The sequence below is a fragment of the Pseudoalteromonas sp. T1lg75 genome (assembly GCF_002964705.1).
Taxonomy (GTDB): Bacteria; Pseudomonadota; Gammaproteobacteria; order Enterobacterales; family Alteromonadaceae; genus Pseudoalteromonas.
Genome location: NZ_PQCD01000015.1, coordinates 182,656 through 199,278, shown reverse-complemented (window position 1 = coordinate 199,278; position 16,623 = coordinate 182,656). Strand labels below are relative to the sequence as shown.

The 16,623-nt window shown below is 49.6% G+C and carries 13 protein-coding genes and 1 pseudogene; 7 read left to right on the top strand and 7 right to left on the bottom strand.

Going from position 1 to position 16,623, the window contains the following annotated elements; genetic code table 11:
* Window positions 1–15: 15 nt before the first annotated feature.
* The 5 genes and pseudogenes from C2M36_RS03620 (at window position 16) to yacG (ending at window position 4,828) form a co-directional block, all read left to right on the top strand.
* Window positions 16–1,243: pseudogene (locus C2M36_RS03620) on the top strand (type II secretion system F family protein).
* Between the two features lie 8 nt (window positions 1,244–1,251).
* Window positions 1,252–2,142 (top strand): prepilin peptidase, encoded by an 891-nt coding sequence (locus C2M36_RS03615; protein WP_325050521.1) that lies wholly within the window; start codon window positions 1,252–1,254, stop codon window positions 2,140–2,142.
* Window positions 2,135–2,728, top strand: a complete 594-nt coding sequence (gene coaE, locus C2M36_RS03610; RefSeq protein WP_105253732.1) for a dephospho-CoA kinase — start codon at window positions 2,135–2,137, stop codon at window positions 2,726–2,728. The genes C2M36_RS03615 and coaE overlap by 8 nt, the downstream gene beginning before the upstream one ends.
* Window positions 2,729–2,844: 116 nt before the next feature.
* Window positions 2,845–4,524 carry a type IV-A pilus assembly ATPase PilB gene (gene pilB, locus C2M36_RS03605; RefSeq protein ID WP_105253731.1) on the top strand — a complete coding sequence of 560 codons (1,680 nt, stop codon included), beginning with the start codon at window positions 2,845–2,847 and terminating at the stop codon, window positions 4,522–4,524.
* A gap of 64 nt (window positions 4,525–4,588) precedes the next feature.
* Entirely contained in the window at window positions 4,589–4,828 is a 240-nt protein-coding gene (gene yacG, locus C2M36_RS03600; RefSeq protein WP_105253730.1) for a DNA gyrase inhibitor YacG, read from the top strand.
* 63 nt (window positions 4,829–4,891) lie between these two features.
* Here yacG and C2M36_RS03595 read toward each other — a convergent pair whose 3' ends face one another.
* The 7 genes from C2M36_RS03595 to queA all read right to left on the bottom strand — a co-directional run bounded on the left by C2M36_RS03595 (window position 4,892) and on the right by queA (window position 13,460).
* Window positions 4,892–5,647 carry a DUF2884 family protein gene (locus C2M36_RS03595; RefSeq protein ID WP_105253861.1) on the bottom strand — a complete coding sequence of 252 codons (756 nt, stop codon included), beginning with the start codon at window positions 5,645–5,647 and terminating at the stop codon, window positions 4,892–4,894.
* 163 nt (window positions 5,648–5,810) lie between these two features.
* Window positions 5,811–7,679: a bifunctional diguanylate cyclase/phosphodiesterase gene (locus tag C2M36_RS03590; RefSeq protein ID WP_105253729.1), complete on the bottom strand. Its 1,869-nt coding sequence runs from the start codon at window positions 7,677–7,679 to the stop codon at window positions 5,811–5,813.
* Window positions 7,680–7,821: 142 nt separating this feature from the next.
* Complete coding sequence (secF, locus tag C2M36_RS03585; protein ID WP_105253728.1) at window positions 7,822–8,766, bottom strand: protein translocase subunit SecF; 945 nt, start codon at window positions 8,764–8,766, stop codon at window positions 7,822–7,824.
* Window positions 8,767–8,778: 12 nt separating this feature from the next.
* Window positions 8,779–10,638, bottom strand: coding sequence for a protein translocase subunit SecD (gene secD / locus C2M36_RS03580; RefSeq protein WP_105253727.1), 1,860 nt, complete (start codon window positions 10,636–10,638; stop codon window positions 8,779–8,781).
* Window positions 10,639–10,651: 13 nt separating this feature from the next.
* A complete protein-coding gene (yajC, locus tag C2M36_RS03575) occupies window positions 10,652–10,990 on the bottom strand; it encodes a preprotein translocase subunit YajC (protein ID WP_105253726.1) in 339 nt (112 codons plus the stop codon).
* A gap of 80 nt (window positions 10,991–11,070) precedes the next feature.
* Window positions 11,071–12,195 (bottom strand): tRNA guanosine(34) transglycosylase Tgt, encoded by a 1,125-nt coding sequence (tgt, locus tag C2M36_RS03570; protein WP_105253725.1) that lies wholly within the window; start codon window positions 12,193–12,195, stop codon window positions 11,071–11,073.
* A gap of 224 nt (window positions 12,196–12,419) precedes the next feature.
* Complete coding sequence (gene queA / locus C2M36_RS03565) at window positions 12,420–13,460, bottom strand: tRNA preQ1(34) S-adenosylmethionine ribosyltransferase-isomerase QueA (RefSeq protein WP_105253724.1); 1,041 nt, start codon at window positions 13,458–13,460, stop codon at window positions 12,420–12,422.
* A gap of 140 nt (window positions 13,461–13,600) precedes the next feature.
* Between queA and C2M36_RS03560 the strand changes: the two genes are divergently transcribed.
* Both C2M36_RS03560 and C2M36_RS03555 read left to right on the top strand, forming a co-directional pair.
* Window positions 13,601–16,102: a two-component system response regulator gene (locus tag C2M36_RS03560; protein WP_105253723.1), complete on the top strand. Its 2,502-nt coding sequence runs from the start codon at window positions 13,601–13,603 to the stop codon at window positions 16,100–16,102.
* A 287-nt stretch (window positions 16,103–16,389) separates the two neighbouring features.
* The gene (locus C2M36_RS03555; RefSeq protein ID WP_105187907.1) at window positions 16,390–16,593 is read left to right on the top strand and encodes a hypothetical protein; all 204 of its coding nucleotides are present in this window, start codon (window positions 16,390–16,392) and stop codon (window positions 16,591–16,593) included.
* Window positions 16,594–16,623: the final 30 nt, after the last annotated feature.

Genomic DNA, 16,623 nt, shown 5'->3' with positions numbered 1-16,623 from the left:
ATTGTGGATAAAAAAATGGCAAAACAATTAAAAAGTCAGCAAGACACCTTCCAATGGGTAGGAGTAAGCTCGCGAGGTAAAAAGCTAGAAGGAGAGCTAAGTAGCACCAGTGTTGCTCTGGTTAAGGCACAGTTGCGTAAGCAAGGTATTACTCCTTCCAAGGTAAAACGTAAGCCCAAGGCTTTATTTGGCTCAGATAAGAAAAAGATCACCGCTAAAGATATCGCGATATTGACGCGCCAACTAGCTACCATGTTATTGGCTGGTGTTTCCCTGGTTCAAGCGATAGACATGATTGCCGATGGCTCGGAAAACCCCAGTGTTAAAAACCCTGCTGAATAATATAGGCGAAGAGGTAAAGGCGGGCCACCCGCTTAGTTCTGCGCTACGTAAGCACCCTAAATACTTTGATGACCTCTATTGTGATTTGGTTTCTTCAGGTGAGCAGTCCGGTGCCCTAGATCGAATATTTGATCGTGTGGCGCTCTATAAAGAAAAGGCCGAGGCGCTTAAGTCTAAGATCAAAAAGGCACTTTTTTACCCTATCGCCGTGATTGTTGTCGCCATCATAGTTACATCAATATTACTTGTATTTGTTGTACCTCAATTTAAAGACATTTTTGACAGCTTTGGTGCCGAACTTCCCGCGTTTACGCTTATGGTTATAGGTATCTCTGAATTTATGCAGAAGTTTTGGTGGGTAATACTCATAGCTCTAGTTGCTGCTGGATATGCCTTTTCCCAAGCTCGCACCTATAACAAAGACTTTAGCGATAAGGTGGACAAGGTCATTTTAAAAATCCCCGTAGTCGGTATGATTCTAAATAAGGCGGCGGTAGCGCGATATGCCCGTACTTTATCAACCACCTTTGCCGCCGGTGTGCCACTGGTCGATGCGCTAGACTCGGCTGCAGGGGCCTCGGGTAATGCCGTATACAGAGATGCTATATTAGAAATAAAGGCAGAAGTCAGCTCGGGCAATCCAATGAACTGGGCCATGCGTAATTCAAATATCTTCCCAGATATGGTGATTCAGATGGTGGCCATAGGTGAGGAATCAGGCTCGCTAGACGACATGCTTGCCAAGGTGGCGACTATTTATGAGCAAGAAGTCGATGATGCCGTAGACGGCCTTTCCAGCCTGCTTGAACCCATGATTATGGTAGTTTTAGGCATTCTAGTAGGCGGCCTAATTGTTGCCATGTACCTACCAATATTCCAGCTAGGTAAAGTTGTAGGCTAACTAAACATATGTTTTCAGAAGTACAAAGCTTAATGCAAGCACAGCCGTGGTTTTTTTATACCACGGCTTTTTTCGTGTCCTTAGCCATTGGCAGCTTTTTAAATGTGGTCATCTATCGATTGCCAAAAATGATGCAAATGCAGTGGCAAGGAGAATGCCGACTCTTGTTGGCCGATGAATTGACTCAAGGGGATGCTCCGGAAAATCAAGGCACTTTTAACCTTATTACGCCAAGCTCCACCTGCCCTAAATGTAAAAGCAAGATAAAGCCCTGGCAAAATATTCCCGTTCTAAGCTGGCTTTTACTCGGCGGTAAATGCGCCAATTGCAAAACCCCTATTTCGGTGCGCTATCCGGCAGTAGAGCTCGCCACCGCACTCCTGGGAACCCTAGTTGCCTGGCAACTTGGCGCCAGTGAACTGGCGCTTTTATATATCGCCGTGACCTGGTGTCTGGTGGCCCTGACATTTATTGATATTGACCATATGCTGCTGCCGGATCAAATCACCTTGCCGCTGCTCTGGTTAGCACTTTTGGCCAGCGTTCTTGGCATCACCATCTCCCCAAGCGAAGCTATTATCGGTGCTGCCGCCGGTTATTTAAGTCTCTGGAGCGTTTACTGGCTGTTTAAACTGGTAACCGGTAAGGAAGGCATGGGTTATGGCGACTTTAAACTGATGGCGGTGTTTGGTGCCTTACTGGGTTGGCAAGCTTTACCCATGATTATCCTGCTTTCCAGCGTGGTTGGTGCGGTACTGGGGATTATCTTGCTGACAGTTCAAGGGCGCGATAAGGCCACTCCAATTCCCTTTGGTCCTTATATTGCCATCGCCGGCTGGATAGCCATGCTCTGGGGCGAGCAATTGCAGGCCAGCTATATGAGTATGATCCTTGGCTAACACACCCCCTTGGGTCTTGGGCTTGACCGGCGGTATTGGCAGCGGAAAATCAAGCGCTAGTAAATTTTTTTCCGAGCTCGGCATCGAGGTGGTCGATGCCGACCGGGTTGCCCGTCAGGTTGTCGAGCCAGGCAGCCCGGCGTTAATAGCCATAACTAAGCGCCATGGGGAAGGCATTCTCGGTAGTGACGGCTCCCTAGACAGAGCCAAACTCCGTAAAATCATTTTTAACGATGACAAGGAGAAGCGTTGGCTCAATAACCTGCTTCATCCCCAAATCCGCACCGAGATGCTCACTCAGCTAGCCAATGCGCAAAGTCCTTATGTAATTTTAGAAGCGCCCCTGCTGTTTGAAAATGGGCTGGAAAAATACTGTCAGCGCACATTGTTGATTGATGTGCAATTAGAGCTGCAATTAACGCGCACCTGCGAACGTGATAAACTGACATTAGAAGCGGCAAAAGCCATAGTCGCCGCGCAGATGAGTCGTAGCAACAAAGTGAAAAAAGCCGATGATATTATTAGTAATTCCGGCACATTATCGGCACTAAAGACCAAGGTGCAGCGCTACCATTACAGTTATTAAACAGAGTTAAGTTGCATTCTCGTGCAGATAGGCAACAATAACGATATAACCTGTAATAACTTAGTTTGTTAAAAGCTTATTATAATTACATCCAGCTTGCGTTATATCGGTAATTTATGAACATTAACTCTCCTTTGATCCGAAAGTTTATAACCTTGGGGCGCCTTGACAATGACAAGGTGAGGCTTGAACAGGATCGTTGTCGCAGTGCCGCCGAACTTATCGTGCGCTGCAGTAATATGAGTCAAAATGAACTTTTAACTCAGTGCGTTGAACTCTTTCGGGTTCCCTATTTTGATCTCAGCCAGTTTGATGAACAAAGCATAGATAAAAGCCTGCTCAAAGAGCGTTTGATCCGCCGCCATCACGTTATTCCCTTGGCGCAAAAGGGGAATAGGCTAATGCTGGCCGTTTCCGACCCTACCGATTACGGAGCGCTGGAAAACTACGAGTTCAGTACCGGCATGCAATGTGATGTGGTGCTGTGTGATTATCAGCAAATCGATAAGATCATTGAAAACCTCTTCGATGCCACCCATGCCTTAAAAATCTCCGAGGAAGACGCCAAAGATCTGGGTCAAATCCATCATGAAGACGACGATCATGCAGCCGATGAGCATGAAACCCGAGATGACGACGCTCCCATCATTGTCTACATCAATAAAATCCTGCGCGATGCCATTCATCGTGAGGCCTCGGATCTGCACTTTGAACCCTATGATGGCGAATATCGCATTCGCTTTCGCATCGATGGTGTTTTACATGAAATGGCCCATCCGCCGTTTAATTTATCCAATCGTCTCGCCGCGCGTATTAAAGTGATGGCCAAGCTGGATATCTCCGAAAAGCGTAAGCCTCAGGATGGACGTATTAAGCTGAGTCTGTCGCAGCATCGTAAGATAGATTTCCGTGTGAGCACCCTGCCGACACTCTGGGGTGAAAAAATCGTAATGCGGGTACTCGACGCCTCGGATATCACCCTAGGGATCGACAGCTTGGGCTTTGAGGAGCAGCAAAAGCAATTATATTTGCAAGCCCTTGCTCAGCCCTATGGCATGATCCTCGCTACCGGACCTACCGGATCGGGTAAGACGGTGTCTCTGTACACCGGCCTCAGCATTTTAAATACGGCCGAACGCAATATTTCTACCGCGGAAGATCCTGTGGAAATCAACGTTAAAGGCATTAACCAGGTACAAATTAATCCCAAGGCCGATCTAACCTTTGCCAACGCCCTGCGCGCGTTTCTACGCCAAGACCCGGATGTGGTGATGGTGGGCGAGGTGCGAGATCTGGAAACCGCCGAAATCGCCATTAAGGCCTCACAAACGGGTCACTTGGTGCTATCGACCCTGCATACCAACTCGGCGCCAGAAACCATTACCCGGCTGCTTAATATGGGTGTGCCCGCCTATAATGTCGCCAGCTCGGTGACCCTGGTCATAGCCCAACGTCTTGCCAGACGACTGTGTAAGCATTGTAAGGAGCCAGAGCAATTACCGGTCGACGAGTTGCTGAACCAAGGCTACAGCGAAAAAGAAATCGCAAACCTGACCCTGTATAAAGCCGTCGGTTGTGATGAGTGCACCGAAGGCTACAAGGGTCGTATCGGCCTATACGAGCTGTTGCCGATCAGCCCAAAAATCTCTCAGGCTATTATGAACGGCGCCACCTCTATGGAGATAAAGGAGATCGCCATGAAGGACGGCTTTACCACACTTAGAGAATCAGGCCTTCATAAGGCTGCCGCTGGTATCACCTCTCTGACCGAAATAAACCGGGTTACACTGTTGTAACTTTCAATTGCCTTCGTGCTTAGCTACACTTGCTCGCATCTAAGATTATGCGGAGCAAGTGTAGATGCCTGCGAAAGTAAACTGCCCTACCTGTCAACAAGCGGTCGAGTGGGGTCCCCAAAGTCCTTATCGACCCTTCTGTAGCAAACGCTGCCAACTCATAGATTTGGGAGAGTGGTCTTCCGAGTCAAACAGCATTTCCACGCCTCTAAGTAATGAGCCTCAGAGTGCGGACGCCAGTGCTTTTATCGAAGAAATCGAGGCCATGTTGGCCCAAAATGAAGAGAGCTTCTTTAAAGAATAGGGGCAGCGTCTCAAGCTGAGGCGCAGACCCTTCTCTTGGTTTGCCAGCTCGAATGCCTCGGGATTAACTGTCTGACTTAATTTTCACTAAGTCAAAGTCGGCTAACTCGGGGACCAGCTTTTGCAGCTTGGATTCGGTGTTGTTAAGCATATTCAAGCAATTGCAGTATTCTTCCGACTTCAGTGCCAACTGCTCGGCTTTCTTTTGCAAAGACTTATCGATTTCTGCGGTAATGATTTCCATGCGCGCACCAACATCACTGATACGCTCCTCAATGTTGCCCTCGCGGGAATCGAGCGCATCCCCTAATGCCACCAACATGGCGCCAAGCGAGCCCTGAATAGCGGTATGAATTTTTTTTGATACTTCCTGGGCAAAAAAGTCATCGAGCTTAGACAAGGATTGGGGGGCTATATAAAAGAAGTCATCACCCCGTTTGAATTTATTACGTAACGCCTGCTCCACATACTGAAGCTGTGCTTTGAGCACCTCAGGCTCTTTGTCTGAAAGGCCGCTAACCACATTCTCTATCGCGCTCAGGCTGATATTAACGCCATCAGTGGCCAGCTCTACCAATTCGGGGACGGTATCGCGGATCATCTGGTTGTATTGCTCAAGAATTTCCGTTTCTGCTGCATCGAGCTCAATCCACTGACCTCTTACCAGCAATTGATTGCCCTGATTTATCTGTACTCGAGTTTGATTATTATCGACGATGCGGATGGTATCCTGAGTGATGATCAGGCCATGTGTCAGCTCGACATCACAGTGCCCACGCATAGTGCTTTGCTCACCCACTCCTTGAGCATTAACATCCATGGATGCGGCCAGTAACCCAACTGTAAAACCCAAAAAGCGCAGCTTCATAACAACCCTCGATTCAACTGCGGCACAGATTATCAAACAGCGGCTAATAAGCAAATAGCTAAATTTATGAACACCCCTTGCTTGGTATGAGTCCAGGCCTTAAAAATAAGCTCGCCTAACCCCCTAGGCTATGGCGCTGAGCATCAAGTTCATCCTGATGTAAGCGATATAAGGGGGCTGCCGGCTTACGGCGTTGACAGCAAAACACATGGCTCCCTAGCTGGCGCTTAGCTTCCTTTTTGGCATCGGCGGCCAAGGTCGCGACCTGATGAGCATTGTGGCAGCAGTTTACATCGGGGGATACTAACCCAACCGCCAATGAGAGCAAGGGTATAAACTGGCGCCGTCCCTGCCTATCACAACTCCAATACCCCTTGGCAGCGATGTGCTCGGTGCTGAAATAACTGACAATCTGGCGGTCAAAATCAGCGATAACCGCGGCACAAATTGCCTGCGCCTGGGCATCATCGAACACCACCATAAAGTCATCGCCACCGATATGGCCGACAAAGCAGGGAACAGCCTGGGTATGGCGCCGTATTAGCTCCGCAACCAACTTAATTACGCCATCGCCGTTGGCATAACCGTACAGGTCATTGAAGGGCTTAAAATGATTGAGGTCAAAATATGCCAAAGTAAAGGAGCTGCCCGTGTGGAGACGTTGTTCGATGGCCTCATTGATGGCTATATTTCCGGGCAACATGGTTAACGGATTGGCATGCTGAGCATGGCGCACCTTTTCCTCGGTCATATGCTTGAGAATCAGGCGCAGCGGCACCACCCCGAGATATTCCTGGGCACGAGTGACAATGATATGGCGACGAATATCCAGCTCACCTTCGGTGATCTGCTGGCTGACGCTGTCCAGCGCCTCACTCTCATCAACAACCAGGGGGGAGCAATCCATCAGGGCGCTGACCGGCTGCTTATCATACAGTGCATGCCCATAGGGAGTTGCAAATAGCTCACAGAGCTGCTCTTTATAAAGCAGCCCGACCGGACGACGGTCGGCATCGATCACCACCACGCTGAAAACGCTTTTGTCTTCGGCAAAAAACTGCTGCGCTTCACGGCAACAGGTATGCTGGCACAACACCTGTTTGGCCTCCGCCAACCAGCCTATACTTAAGGACTGGTCGCGCCGATCGCATGCCTGCCATGACTCGTGCATATGTTGATGCCGGTAGTGACGTTCCGGTTGGACACTTGGGCACGCCAAAAAGTAACCCTGAACATTACCTATCCCCAGGCGGGTCACCAGTTGGAATTCCTCAAAACGCTCAATGCCTTCGGCAATCACTTGGGTGTTGGTGGCCTTGGCCAGATCGATAATGGATTTTAAAAATTCTCGTTTGACCGGGCTGAAATCACAATGATCGATAAAATACCTATCTATTTTGACGATATCGGGCTGAATTTCTGACCACTGCTTTAACCCCGAGTAACCGGCTCCCAGATCATCAATAGCAATATGAAAACCTAGTTCGCGATAATGTTCCACCGCTACGCGCAAGAGATCTGCGTCTTCGACCTTGTCTTGTTCGGTGAGCTCTATGACTACCTGTTGGGGCCCCAAGCCGTATTTTCGCAATAGCTGCAGCGTTTGCCCTTTGGGGTGTGCGGGGTCAAGCAAGGTATTGGGGCTGACATTTAAAAACAACTTACCATCGAGTTGTAGCTCAGCAAAGGTTGCAATGGCGGCCTCACGGCACAGTAATTCCAACTCAGAGAGTCTCTGTGCCTGTTGGGCACAGGAAAACAACACGGCAGGAGCGTGTAAAGGGCTGTCTTGCGGACCTCTACTTAGGGCCTCATAACCTATAATTCGTTGTTTCGTCACATCGAAAATAGGCTGAAATACGGTGGTGATCGACCGCTGCCGCAATATCAAGGTTAATTCTGCTATCAAGTCCGTATTCACCGGCCTACTACACCAAAAGCACAAACGGTGGCATAGGCTAGCAGTCAAATATGACAACTGCATGAAAAGGTTGATTTTTCCACATATTCATCGAATCAGAACAAGGCTCGGCCATTTTTCCGAGAGAGTTTTCTCCCGTCGAGCCCTTAACAAAAAAAATGCCGCTTAAAAGCGGCATTTTTTTGAGTTATCGCGGTAAAGGCGATTAAGGCATGGCGTCTAAGTCCGCGCCTTCTTTTTCTACTTCTACCGGGATCAAGTCTTCTTTACTTACACCCAGCGCCACGGCTACCGAGCTGGCAACGTATACTGAAGAGTAAGTACCGATGAACACACCAAATAGCAATGCCGTAGCAAAACCGTGAATGGTCTGTCCGCCCCATACAAACAAGGCAATCAATACCAAGATGGTGGTGATTGAGGTTACCAAGGTACGGTTCAGGGTTTGCGTCAGTGAAATATCGATGATCTGCAAGGTATCGTCGATACGCACTTTACGGAAGTTTTCACGAATACGGTCGGATACAACTATGGTATCGTTGAGTGAATAACCTATTACCGCCAAGATGGCCGCTAAGATGGTTAAATCAAACTCAAGACCGAGCAGTGAGAATAAGCCCATGGTTAACACCACATCGTGGAAAAGCGCGAATACCGCACCTAGGGCAAAGCGCCACTCAAAGCGCATCGCCACATAAAGCAAGATACAGATAAGCGCCGTTAACATGGCCAAACCGCCCTGCTCTTTAAGGTCTTCACCCACACTTGGGCCAACAAACTCGATGCGACGCATTTGCGCATCGGCATCGGCTTGTTTTAGTGCCGTCATCACCTGGTTACCAATCACTTCGGCCTTTACGCCTTCACCCTGAGGTGGAAGGCGCACAAGTACGTCTTTACTGGAACCGAATAACTGCACCGAAGCCTCTGCAAAGCCATTTTCAGCAAGTACTTTACGTACATTGCTTAACTCCGCCGGTTGCGAGAAGCCGACTTCAACGGCGGTACCGCCGGTGAAGTCCAAACCAAAGTTAAGACCTTTAACGAAAAACGACGCAACAGAAGCAAAAATCAGCAAGATGGAGAAACCCATCGCCAATTTGCGTGCTTTCATAAATGGCAAGGTGCCTTTTACTTTTAATAATTGCATGCTCAGTTGCTCCTATATCGACAGCTTTTCAATGCGTTTACCGCCAACGATCAAGTTGATCACCGCACGGGTACCGACAATCGCCGTAAACATTGAGGTCAAAATACCAATCGCTAGCGTTACCGCGAAGCCAGCTATCGGACCAGTACCCACTGCAAACAGAATAACCGCAGCAATCAGGGTGGTAATATTGGCATCAAAAATGGTGCTAAAGGCGCTGTCGTAACCGAAGTGAATCGCCTGTTGCGGACTGCGGCCATCGGCCAGCTCTTCACGGATACGCTCAAAAATAAGTACGTTGGCATCAACCGCCATACCTACTGTCAGTACGATACCGGCAATACCAGGTAAAGTCAGGGCTGCGCCTGGGATCATCGACATAACACCAACAATCATAATCAGGTTGGCAGCAAGCGCCAGGTTGGCAACCATGCCGAACCCCTTGTAGTACAGCAACATAAAGGCCAGCACGAAGGCAAAACCAAGAACGACCGCTGTCATCCCCGCTTCGATGTTTTCCTGACCCAGGCTCGGACCTACGGTACGCTCTTCAACGATTTGAATCGGTGCAACCAGAGCACCGGCACGCAGCAGCAGGCTGAGGTTATGGGCTTCAGCCGGGCTATCCAGACCGGTAATACGGAAGCTGCGGTTTAAACGCGCCTGAATGGTGGCCACGTTAATTACCTCTTCCACCTTGATCGGCGGCAGGGCTTTACCGTTGGCATCCACTTCACCGGATGGCTTGTACTCGATAAATACCGTGGCCATCGGCTTGCCAATAGCACGCTTGGTGAAGGCATCCATCTTGGCGCCACCTTTAGAATCGAGTGAGATATTTACCTGTGGACGCTGGTATTCATCCAGGCTCGATTGTGCACCGGTAATATGGCTACCTTCTAAGATCACACGCTTTTTAAGCACCACGGGACGACCCGTACGGTCCATGATGATCTCAGTCCCCGGCGGCACGCGACCCTGCATGGCCAAGCCCGGATCCGCATCTTGATCTACTTCGCGGAACTCTAGAGTAGCCGTAGCACCTAGGATTTCTTTGGCTCGTGCCGTGTCCTGTACACCCGGGAGCTGGACGATAATACGCTCAGCACCCTGACGTTGTACGTTTGGCTCGGCCACACCAATTTGGTTAATACGGTTACGAATAATGGTTTCATTTTGCTTGATGGCGTAATCGCGCAGCTCTTTTATGCGCAGCTCGCTCATGGTTACGACAAAACCACTGTCGTTGTTGCTATCGTCGCTAAACAGATAGCCCTGATAACGGCCTTGCAGGAATTTCTCCGCCGCGCCTTTATCCTCTTCGCTGCGCATAACAACCTGCACAGAATCACTGCCCGCAACTCGGCGTATGGTGCGATAGCGTAGCTTTTCTTCACGTAAATCCGCGCGGAAGTCCTGCTCCATCTGGTTCAGTGCATTGTCCATTGCGGTCACCATGTCTACTTCCATGGTGAAATGCACACCACCACTTAAGTCAAGACCCAGCTTCATCGGGTTACCGCCAATCGACTTCAACCACTCGGGTTGCGCCGGGGCCATATTAATGGCTGAGATGTAGTCTTCACTTAAATTGTCGCGCAAGATGTCCTGAGCTTTTAGTTGTTGTTCTACGTTCTTAAAGCGAACCAGGATTTGCCCGTCTTCGAGCTTGCTCGATTTGGTTTCAATTTTATTTTCGCTAAGGATGGTATTTACCGAATCCAATGCGCTTAGTGTTGCGTCGGCACCTTTGGCGCCCGTTACCTGAATAGCAGGGTCACGGCCATAGATGTTAGGGGTGGCATAGAGCACCCCTACCGCAAGCACTAAAAGCACGAGTAAATACTTCCATAAAGGATACTTATTTAACACGTATCTTTCCTTTTTATAGTGACTTCATGGTGCCTTTAGGTAGCACTGCAGAAATTGAGGCTTTCTGTACAGTCACTTCAGCTTGGTCGTTTAAGGCGATGGTTACGAAGTCTTTGTCTTCGGCTACCTTAGTGATTTTACCCACTAAACCACCTTGCGTAAGTACTTCGTCACCCTTGGCCAGGGCGCTCATTAGGTTTTTGTGCTCTTTTACACGCTTAGCCTGTGGACGGTAGATTAGGAAATAAAATACCAAGCCGAAAATAGCCAGCATGATTAGCATTTCATAACCGCCACCAGCAGGTGCGGCACCAGCTGTGCTGGCATGAGCGTTTGCAATAAATAAACTCATCAGGTGTTCCCCTTCAGTATGTAACTATTAATTTTAATGTCTTAATTTACACGCAAGCCCGCTCAAAGGCGGGCTGGCAGTTATTCTGTTTCAGCGAGTTCAGGAACCGGCATATTACGGCGAGCATAAAAGTCCGCCACGAATGCGTCAAGTTCTCCCGCGGCAATGGCCTCACGCAGCCCTTCCATCAGACGCTGGTAATAACGCAGGTTGTGGATGGTGTTCAGGCGCGCTCCTAGGATCTCATTACACTTGTCTAGGTGATGCAAATACGCGCGTGAGAAGTTGGTACAGGTATGACAATCACACTCGCTATCCAACGGCGCGGTATCTGTTTTATGCACGGCGTTACGAATTTTCACCACGCCATCGGTAATAAACAGGTGGCCGTTACGGGCATTTCGGGTTGGCATAACACAGTCAAACATATCGATACCACGGCGTACCGCCTCAACGATGTCTTCTGGTTTCCCCACACCCATTAGGTAACGCGGCTTTTGCTCCGGCATCTTGTAGGCACAGTGATCCAGAATGTTGATCATGTCTTCTTTTGGCTCACCTACAGAAAGGCCGCCCAGTGCATACCCGTCAAAGCCAATTTTTTCTAGGCCTGCTTGCGATTGCGCACGCAGCTCTGGATACATGCCACCTTGGATGATACCGAATAAGGCCGACGGGTTATCGCCATGCCCTTCTTTGGAACGTTTTGCCCAACGCAGCGACAGTTCCATAGAATCTTTCGCCTGCTTTTCGGTCGCAGGATACGGCGTACATTCGTCAAAGATCATCACTATGTCAGAACCCAGATCGCGCTGCACTTGCATCGCTTTTTCCGGGCTGAGCATAATTTTCTCACCATTCACCGGAGAGCTGAACAACACCCCTTCTTCAGAGATTTTACGCATGGCACCCAGGCTGAATACCTGGAAACCGCCTGAGTCGGTCAGAATAGGCTTATCCCAGCCCATAAAGTCGTGCAGATCACCGTGTTGTTTGATGATCTCAGTGCCTGGGCGCAACATCAGGTGGAAAGTATTGCCCAAACAGATATGTGCTCCCGTGCCTTTTAGCTCTTCAGGAGTCATGCCTTTAACCGTGCCGTAAGTGCCCACAGGCATAAATGCCGGTGTTTCCACTACACCACGGTCAAAAATCAAGCGACCACGACGGGCTTTGCCGTCGGTTGTATCTAATTCAAATTTCATGTGATCCTCAATCGATCGGAAAAACAGTCCAACTCTACTTAACTGTTGCGAACTCAGGCGCAATTTAACCGTCCGATTCTACCTTTTTTGGCACGGCAATACTATGAATTGGGGCAAATCGAAAAAATAAAAGGGGGAGAAATACCAGCGAGTCACCGGCCTTTGCATAGTGGGTAATTCCTGGTGTACGCCTGGCCTTACTTTTGGGTAATAAAAAACCGCTCTTAAGAAGCGGTTTTTTTAGTTAAGAACATGGCATCGCCATAACTGAAAAAGCGATAACGCTCTTTGATGGCCTCGTGGTAGGCATCCATAATATGCGTTTGCCCCGAGAAGGCGCTGACCAGCATGATCAGGGTGGACTCGGGCAAGTGGAAGTTGGTGATCATGGCATCGATCACATTGAATTGGTAGCCAGGGAAAATAAAGATATCTGTGTCGCCAAAGTAGCTTTTAAGCTCGCCGCCACCGATTTTCGCCGCCGACTCCAAAGAACGCACCGAGGTTGTACCCACGGCGATAACTCGACCGCCGCGCGCTTTAGCGGCCTGCACTGCGGCCACCACCTCTTCTGGCACTTCAATGTATTCCGAGTGCATATGGTGATCGGTAACGCTCTCTACGCGCACCGGCTGAAAGGTGCCAGCTCCCACATGCAGGGTGACAAAGGCCATCTCAACATTCTTGTCTTTTAGCTGCTGCATCAGCGCTTCATCAAAGTGCAAGCCAGCGGTCGGCGCCGCCACGGCACCGGGTTTTTCACCGTAAACGGTCTGATAGCGCTGCTTATCTTCGTCATTGTCCGGACGGTCGATATAAGGCGGCAAAGGCATATGACCAATTTGTTCCAAGGTCTCCAGCACCGAACCCTCGCCCTTTAATTCCAGTTCGAAAAGCTCTCCCTGGCGGCCGAGCATTTCCATTTCGGCTTTGCCTTCAAGCAGCAGCATGGTGCCAGGCTTAGGTGACTTGCTTGAGCGCACATGAGCCAAAACCCGCTTATCATCCAAAACTCGCTCAACCAGCACTTCCACCTTACCGCCGGAAGCCTTATTGCCGTGCATGCGCGCCGGGATCACCTTGGTATTGTTAAACACCAAAAGATCGCCAGGCTCGATAAAGTCGATAATGTCTTTGAAAATATGATGAGAGGTCGCACCGCTGTTACCATCCACCTTAAGCAAGCGGCTTTGGCTGCGCTCCTTTTGTGGAAAACGGGCAATTAACTCTTCGGGTAAATCAAAACTAAAATCGGCCACACGCATGTCGGGCTCTCCAGGGTGCTGAAAATCGCGCCAAGTCTAGTGATTCCCCAATCCGAAATCAAGCGCACTAACTTGTCTAGGCTTTTGATTCACTATAACCTACAGTTCTTACATATATTTAAGTCTCTTAGGTAGTATCCATGGCGACGCCACTTAGTTTAATGATCATCAATGCCAACGCCGCCGAGCGCGAGGTGGTCAAGCGCACTTTAGGGAGCTTAGATGTCTTTGAGGTGATTGAACAAAGTAACTCGCAACAAGCCCTGCAACTACTGAAAGAGCGCCCCGTCAGCTTAGTGATCACCGGCCTTGATGTGGGCAAAATTGATGGCTGGCGCTTTTCCCGCATGGTGCGCTCCGGGCTGTTAAAAACCCCCAAGCATACCCCCATAGTGTTGACACCTCCGTTTTACTGCGAACGTATTGCCGAAACCACGGCGCGCAGTTATGGCATCGATGCCGTGGTGCCCATAGAGCGTCAGGATTTACTACCACAGGCCCTGGCCAAGGTACTTTCGACCCAATTGGAAAAGTCGAGCAGATTAAAACTGTTACTGTTAGAGCCCGATGCCGCCAAGGCCCAGCAAATGAGCGATGCCCTCGCACTTAATTTTGCGGTGCAGGTGTGCGATAGCGCCACCCACACCCTCGATATATACCTTCAGGGGCATTATGCCATCGTTCTACTTGACGCCAGTGTAGCCAACACTGCCAGCGCCAACACCCTGGTGCAGAACATTCTTGCCCACAACCCCAGCCAGGCCATAGTGACCATAATCGACAGCCAGGACGCGGATTATGCCGAACAGCTGCTTTTAAGTGGCGTGACCGACTTCGTTCGTCGCCCCTACGATAACGCTTTATTGATGAAGGTATGCGATCATGCCGCTCGTCGTGAAGACTTTATCGCCAGCTACGGCGAATTTGAAAAGAAGGTGGCGCAACTCAGCCAAAGCCAGCAAAAGTACAAAGAACTCTACTCAGCGCACCAGCGCATCCTCATGCACCTCAATACCGTGGTGATGGAACTCGACGAGCACGGGCGCATCAGTTTCCTCAACCCGGCCTGGGAAGCAAACACCGGCTTTGGCCTGAAACACAGCATTGGCACGCGCTTAGAAGATTACTGCTCTGAGGGCCATAAACCCAGACTCAAGACCGCCCTAAACGCCGTGTTTAAGGCGCAAGCAAAACGGCGTAAAATAGAGCTACAGCTGCAGGCCAGTAATGGCCAACTGATTTGGTTTGAGTGCCGTTTTCAGCATGTCAGCGATCATAATCACAGCGCCGTGATCACCGCCTCTATCGATAATATCGAAGAGCGCAAACAGGCAGAGCTTAAGCTACAACACTTGGCGCTCCACGATACCCTGACCGGGCTGCATAACCGCTATTACTTCGATTTGCAGCTCAGCGCCCTGTGCCAAGCCACCGCCGGCGATGACCTTCATGCGCTGATCTATATCGACTTGGATCACTTTAAGATTATCAACGACAGTAAGGGTCACCAGGAAGGCGATACCGTGCTCAAAGAAGTGGCTGAGCTGTTTTTACAGCATATCGAAGAGCAGTATCTGATTTTTCGCATCGGCGGCGATGAGTTTGCCATCCTACTGCCCAACACTCACTTGCTTGATGCCCATATGGTCGCCGAAAGTATCTGTGTCGCCATTGACGGTCATCAGTTTCAATGCCAGGAGCAAATTTACTCCATCAGCTGCTCCATTGGCGTGACCCAGATATCGGTGCAGAACAACGATGCCAACGAGTGTTTAAAACAGGCCGATATCGCCTTGTACATAGCCAAAAGCCAAGGCCGTAACCTGGTGCACTGCTACGATGCCAGCGATTCTCATAGCAATGCCATGCAATCGGGGCTGGAATGGGGTCACAATGTACGCTCAGCCTTGCAGCAGGACAATATCGAACTGCACTATCAACCGGTTTGGGATATCAAGCGCTCGCGCATCGCCTACTACGAGGTCTTGCTGCGCCTGCGTATTGACGGTGAGCTGATCTACCCCAACCACTTTATTCCTGCCCTGGAAATGCTCAATGACAGCTATCTGATGGATCAATGTGTGGTGCGCTCGGCCATTCGCGATTTAAGCGAACATCCAGAAATTCAGCGCGTTGCTATCAACCTGTCGGCCCAATCTCTACTCGATGACCGTCTCTTACCACATATTAAAACCATGCTTTATGACCACGGCGTTGACCCCAAGCGGGTGATTTTTGAAATCACAGAAAGCGCCAGTGTGGGTAATCTAGAAGCCACACGGGAGATGATCCTCGCCCTCAACGCCCTGGGCTGTGATTTTTCAATCGACGATTTTGGTACCGGCTTTAGTACCTTCGACTACCTTAAACGCCTGCCGGCCCAGCATGTTAAAATCGATGGCTCCTTTGTCCGCGACATGCAACGCGATCCCATAGACTACGCCTTGGTAAAAGCCATTAATGACATCGCCGCCTCCCTCGATAAAGGCTCGGTTGCCGAGTATGTGGAAAATAAAGAAATCTACGGCATGCTTAAAGAAATAGGCGTAGATTATGCTCAAGGGTACTTTATTGCCAAGCCAGCCCCCCTTCATGCCCTCGAAAACAACCAAAAAATAATCGCTGCAAAAACATCAGGCTAAGTGCCAATTGGCTATTTTTTAGCTAGCATTCCTGTTGCTCTGCAGCCGCTTGTCTATACTGAGTAGTTCATGGTCCGCCTGAGCTCACGCTCGGCACTTGCCGAGGTAGACACCAAGGCGACCATCAATGCGCTAATCGTGTCAAAGGCCAAGCTGCCAAGGTGACACGGCATAAAACTAATAATGGCCCAACAATGGAATGTGGCAAAACCAGTTTACTGGTTCAGGAACTCCGCGTCGCCGCCTGTACTCAGGGGTGTGGAAGACTACTAATAAAGGAAATCGGCATGTTTTTTTTAGTTACTCTACTTTTATGCGTCAACCTCTTTATCGCCGGGCAGTGCTATATGCATGCCAAGCGCAAGGGCTATCCAGTTAAGCTCTTTCTCGCCCTGGGTCTGGTGCCCTACTTTAATTTAGTGGTATGGGTGTACTTGCTGTTTTTACCAGCGTTGGAAAAACACCAGTTTGGCTCAAAAACAACCCTGTAGCGCACTACAGGGTGTTAAGCTTGGTACTGA

Bases quoted from the DNA above. Each gene is read 5' to 3' on its own strand.
- C2M36_RS03615 (WP_325050521.1), top strand. From the start codon at position 1,252: ATGTTTTCAGAAGTACAAAGCTTAATGCAAGCACAGCCGTGGTTTTTT.
- pilB (WP_105253731.1), top strand. From the start codon at position 2,845: ATGAACATTAACTCTCCTTTGATCCGAAAGTTTATAACCTTGGGGCGC.
- yacG (WP_105253730.1), top strand. From the start codon at position 4,589: ATGCCTGCGAAAGTAAACTGCCCTACCTGTCAACAAGCGGTCGAGTGG.
- C2M36_RS03595 (WP_105253861.1), bottom strand. From the start codon at position 5,647: ATGGATGTTAATGCTCAAGGAGTGGGTGAGCAAAGCACTATGCGTGGG.
- C2M36_RS03590 (WP_105253729.1), bottom strand. From the start codon at position 7,679: ATGCAGTTGTCATATTTGACTGCTAGCCTATGCCACCGTTTGTGCTTT.
- secF (WP_105253728.1), bottom strand. From the start codon at position 8,766: ATGCAATTATTAAAAGTAAAAGGCACCTTGCCATTTATGAAAGCACGC.
- yajC (WP_105253726.1), bottom strand. From the start codon at position 10,990: ATGAGTTTATTTATTGCAAACGCTCATGCCAGCACAGCTGGTGCCGCA.
- tgt (WP_105253725.1), bottom strand. From the start codon at position 12,195: ATGAAATTTGAATTAGATACAACCGACGGCAAAGCCCGTCGTGGTCGC.
- queA (WP_105253724.1), bottom strand. From the start codon at position 13,460: ATGCGTGTGGCCGATTTTAGTTTTGATTTACCCGAAGAGTTAATTGCC.
- C2M36_RS03560 (WP_105253723.1), top strand. From the start codon at position 13,601: ATGGCGACGCCACTTAGTTTAATGATCATCAATGCCAACGCCGCCGAG.
- C2M36_RS03555 (WP_105187907.1), top strand. From the start codon at position 16,390: ATGTTTTTTTTAGTTACTCTACTTTTATGCGTCAACCTCTTTATCGCC.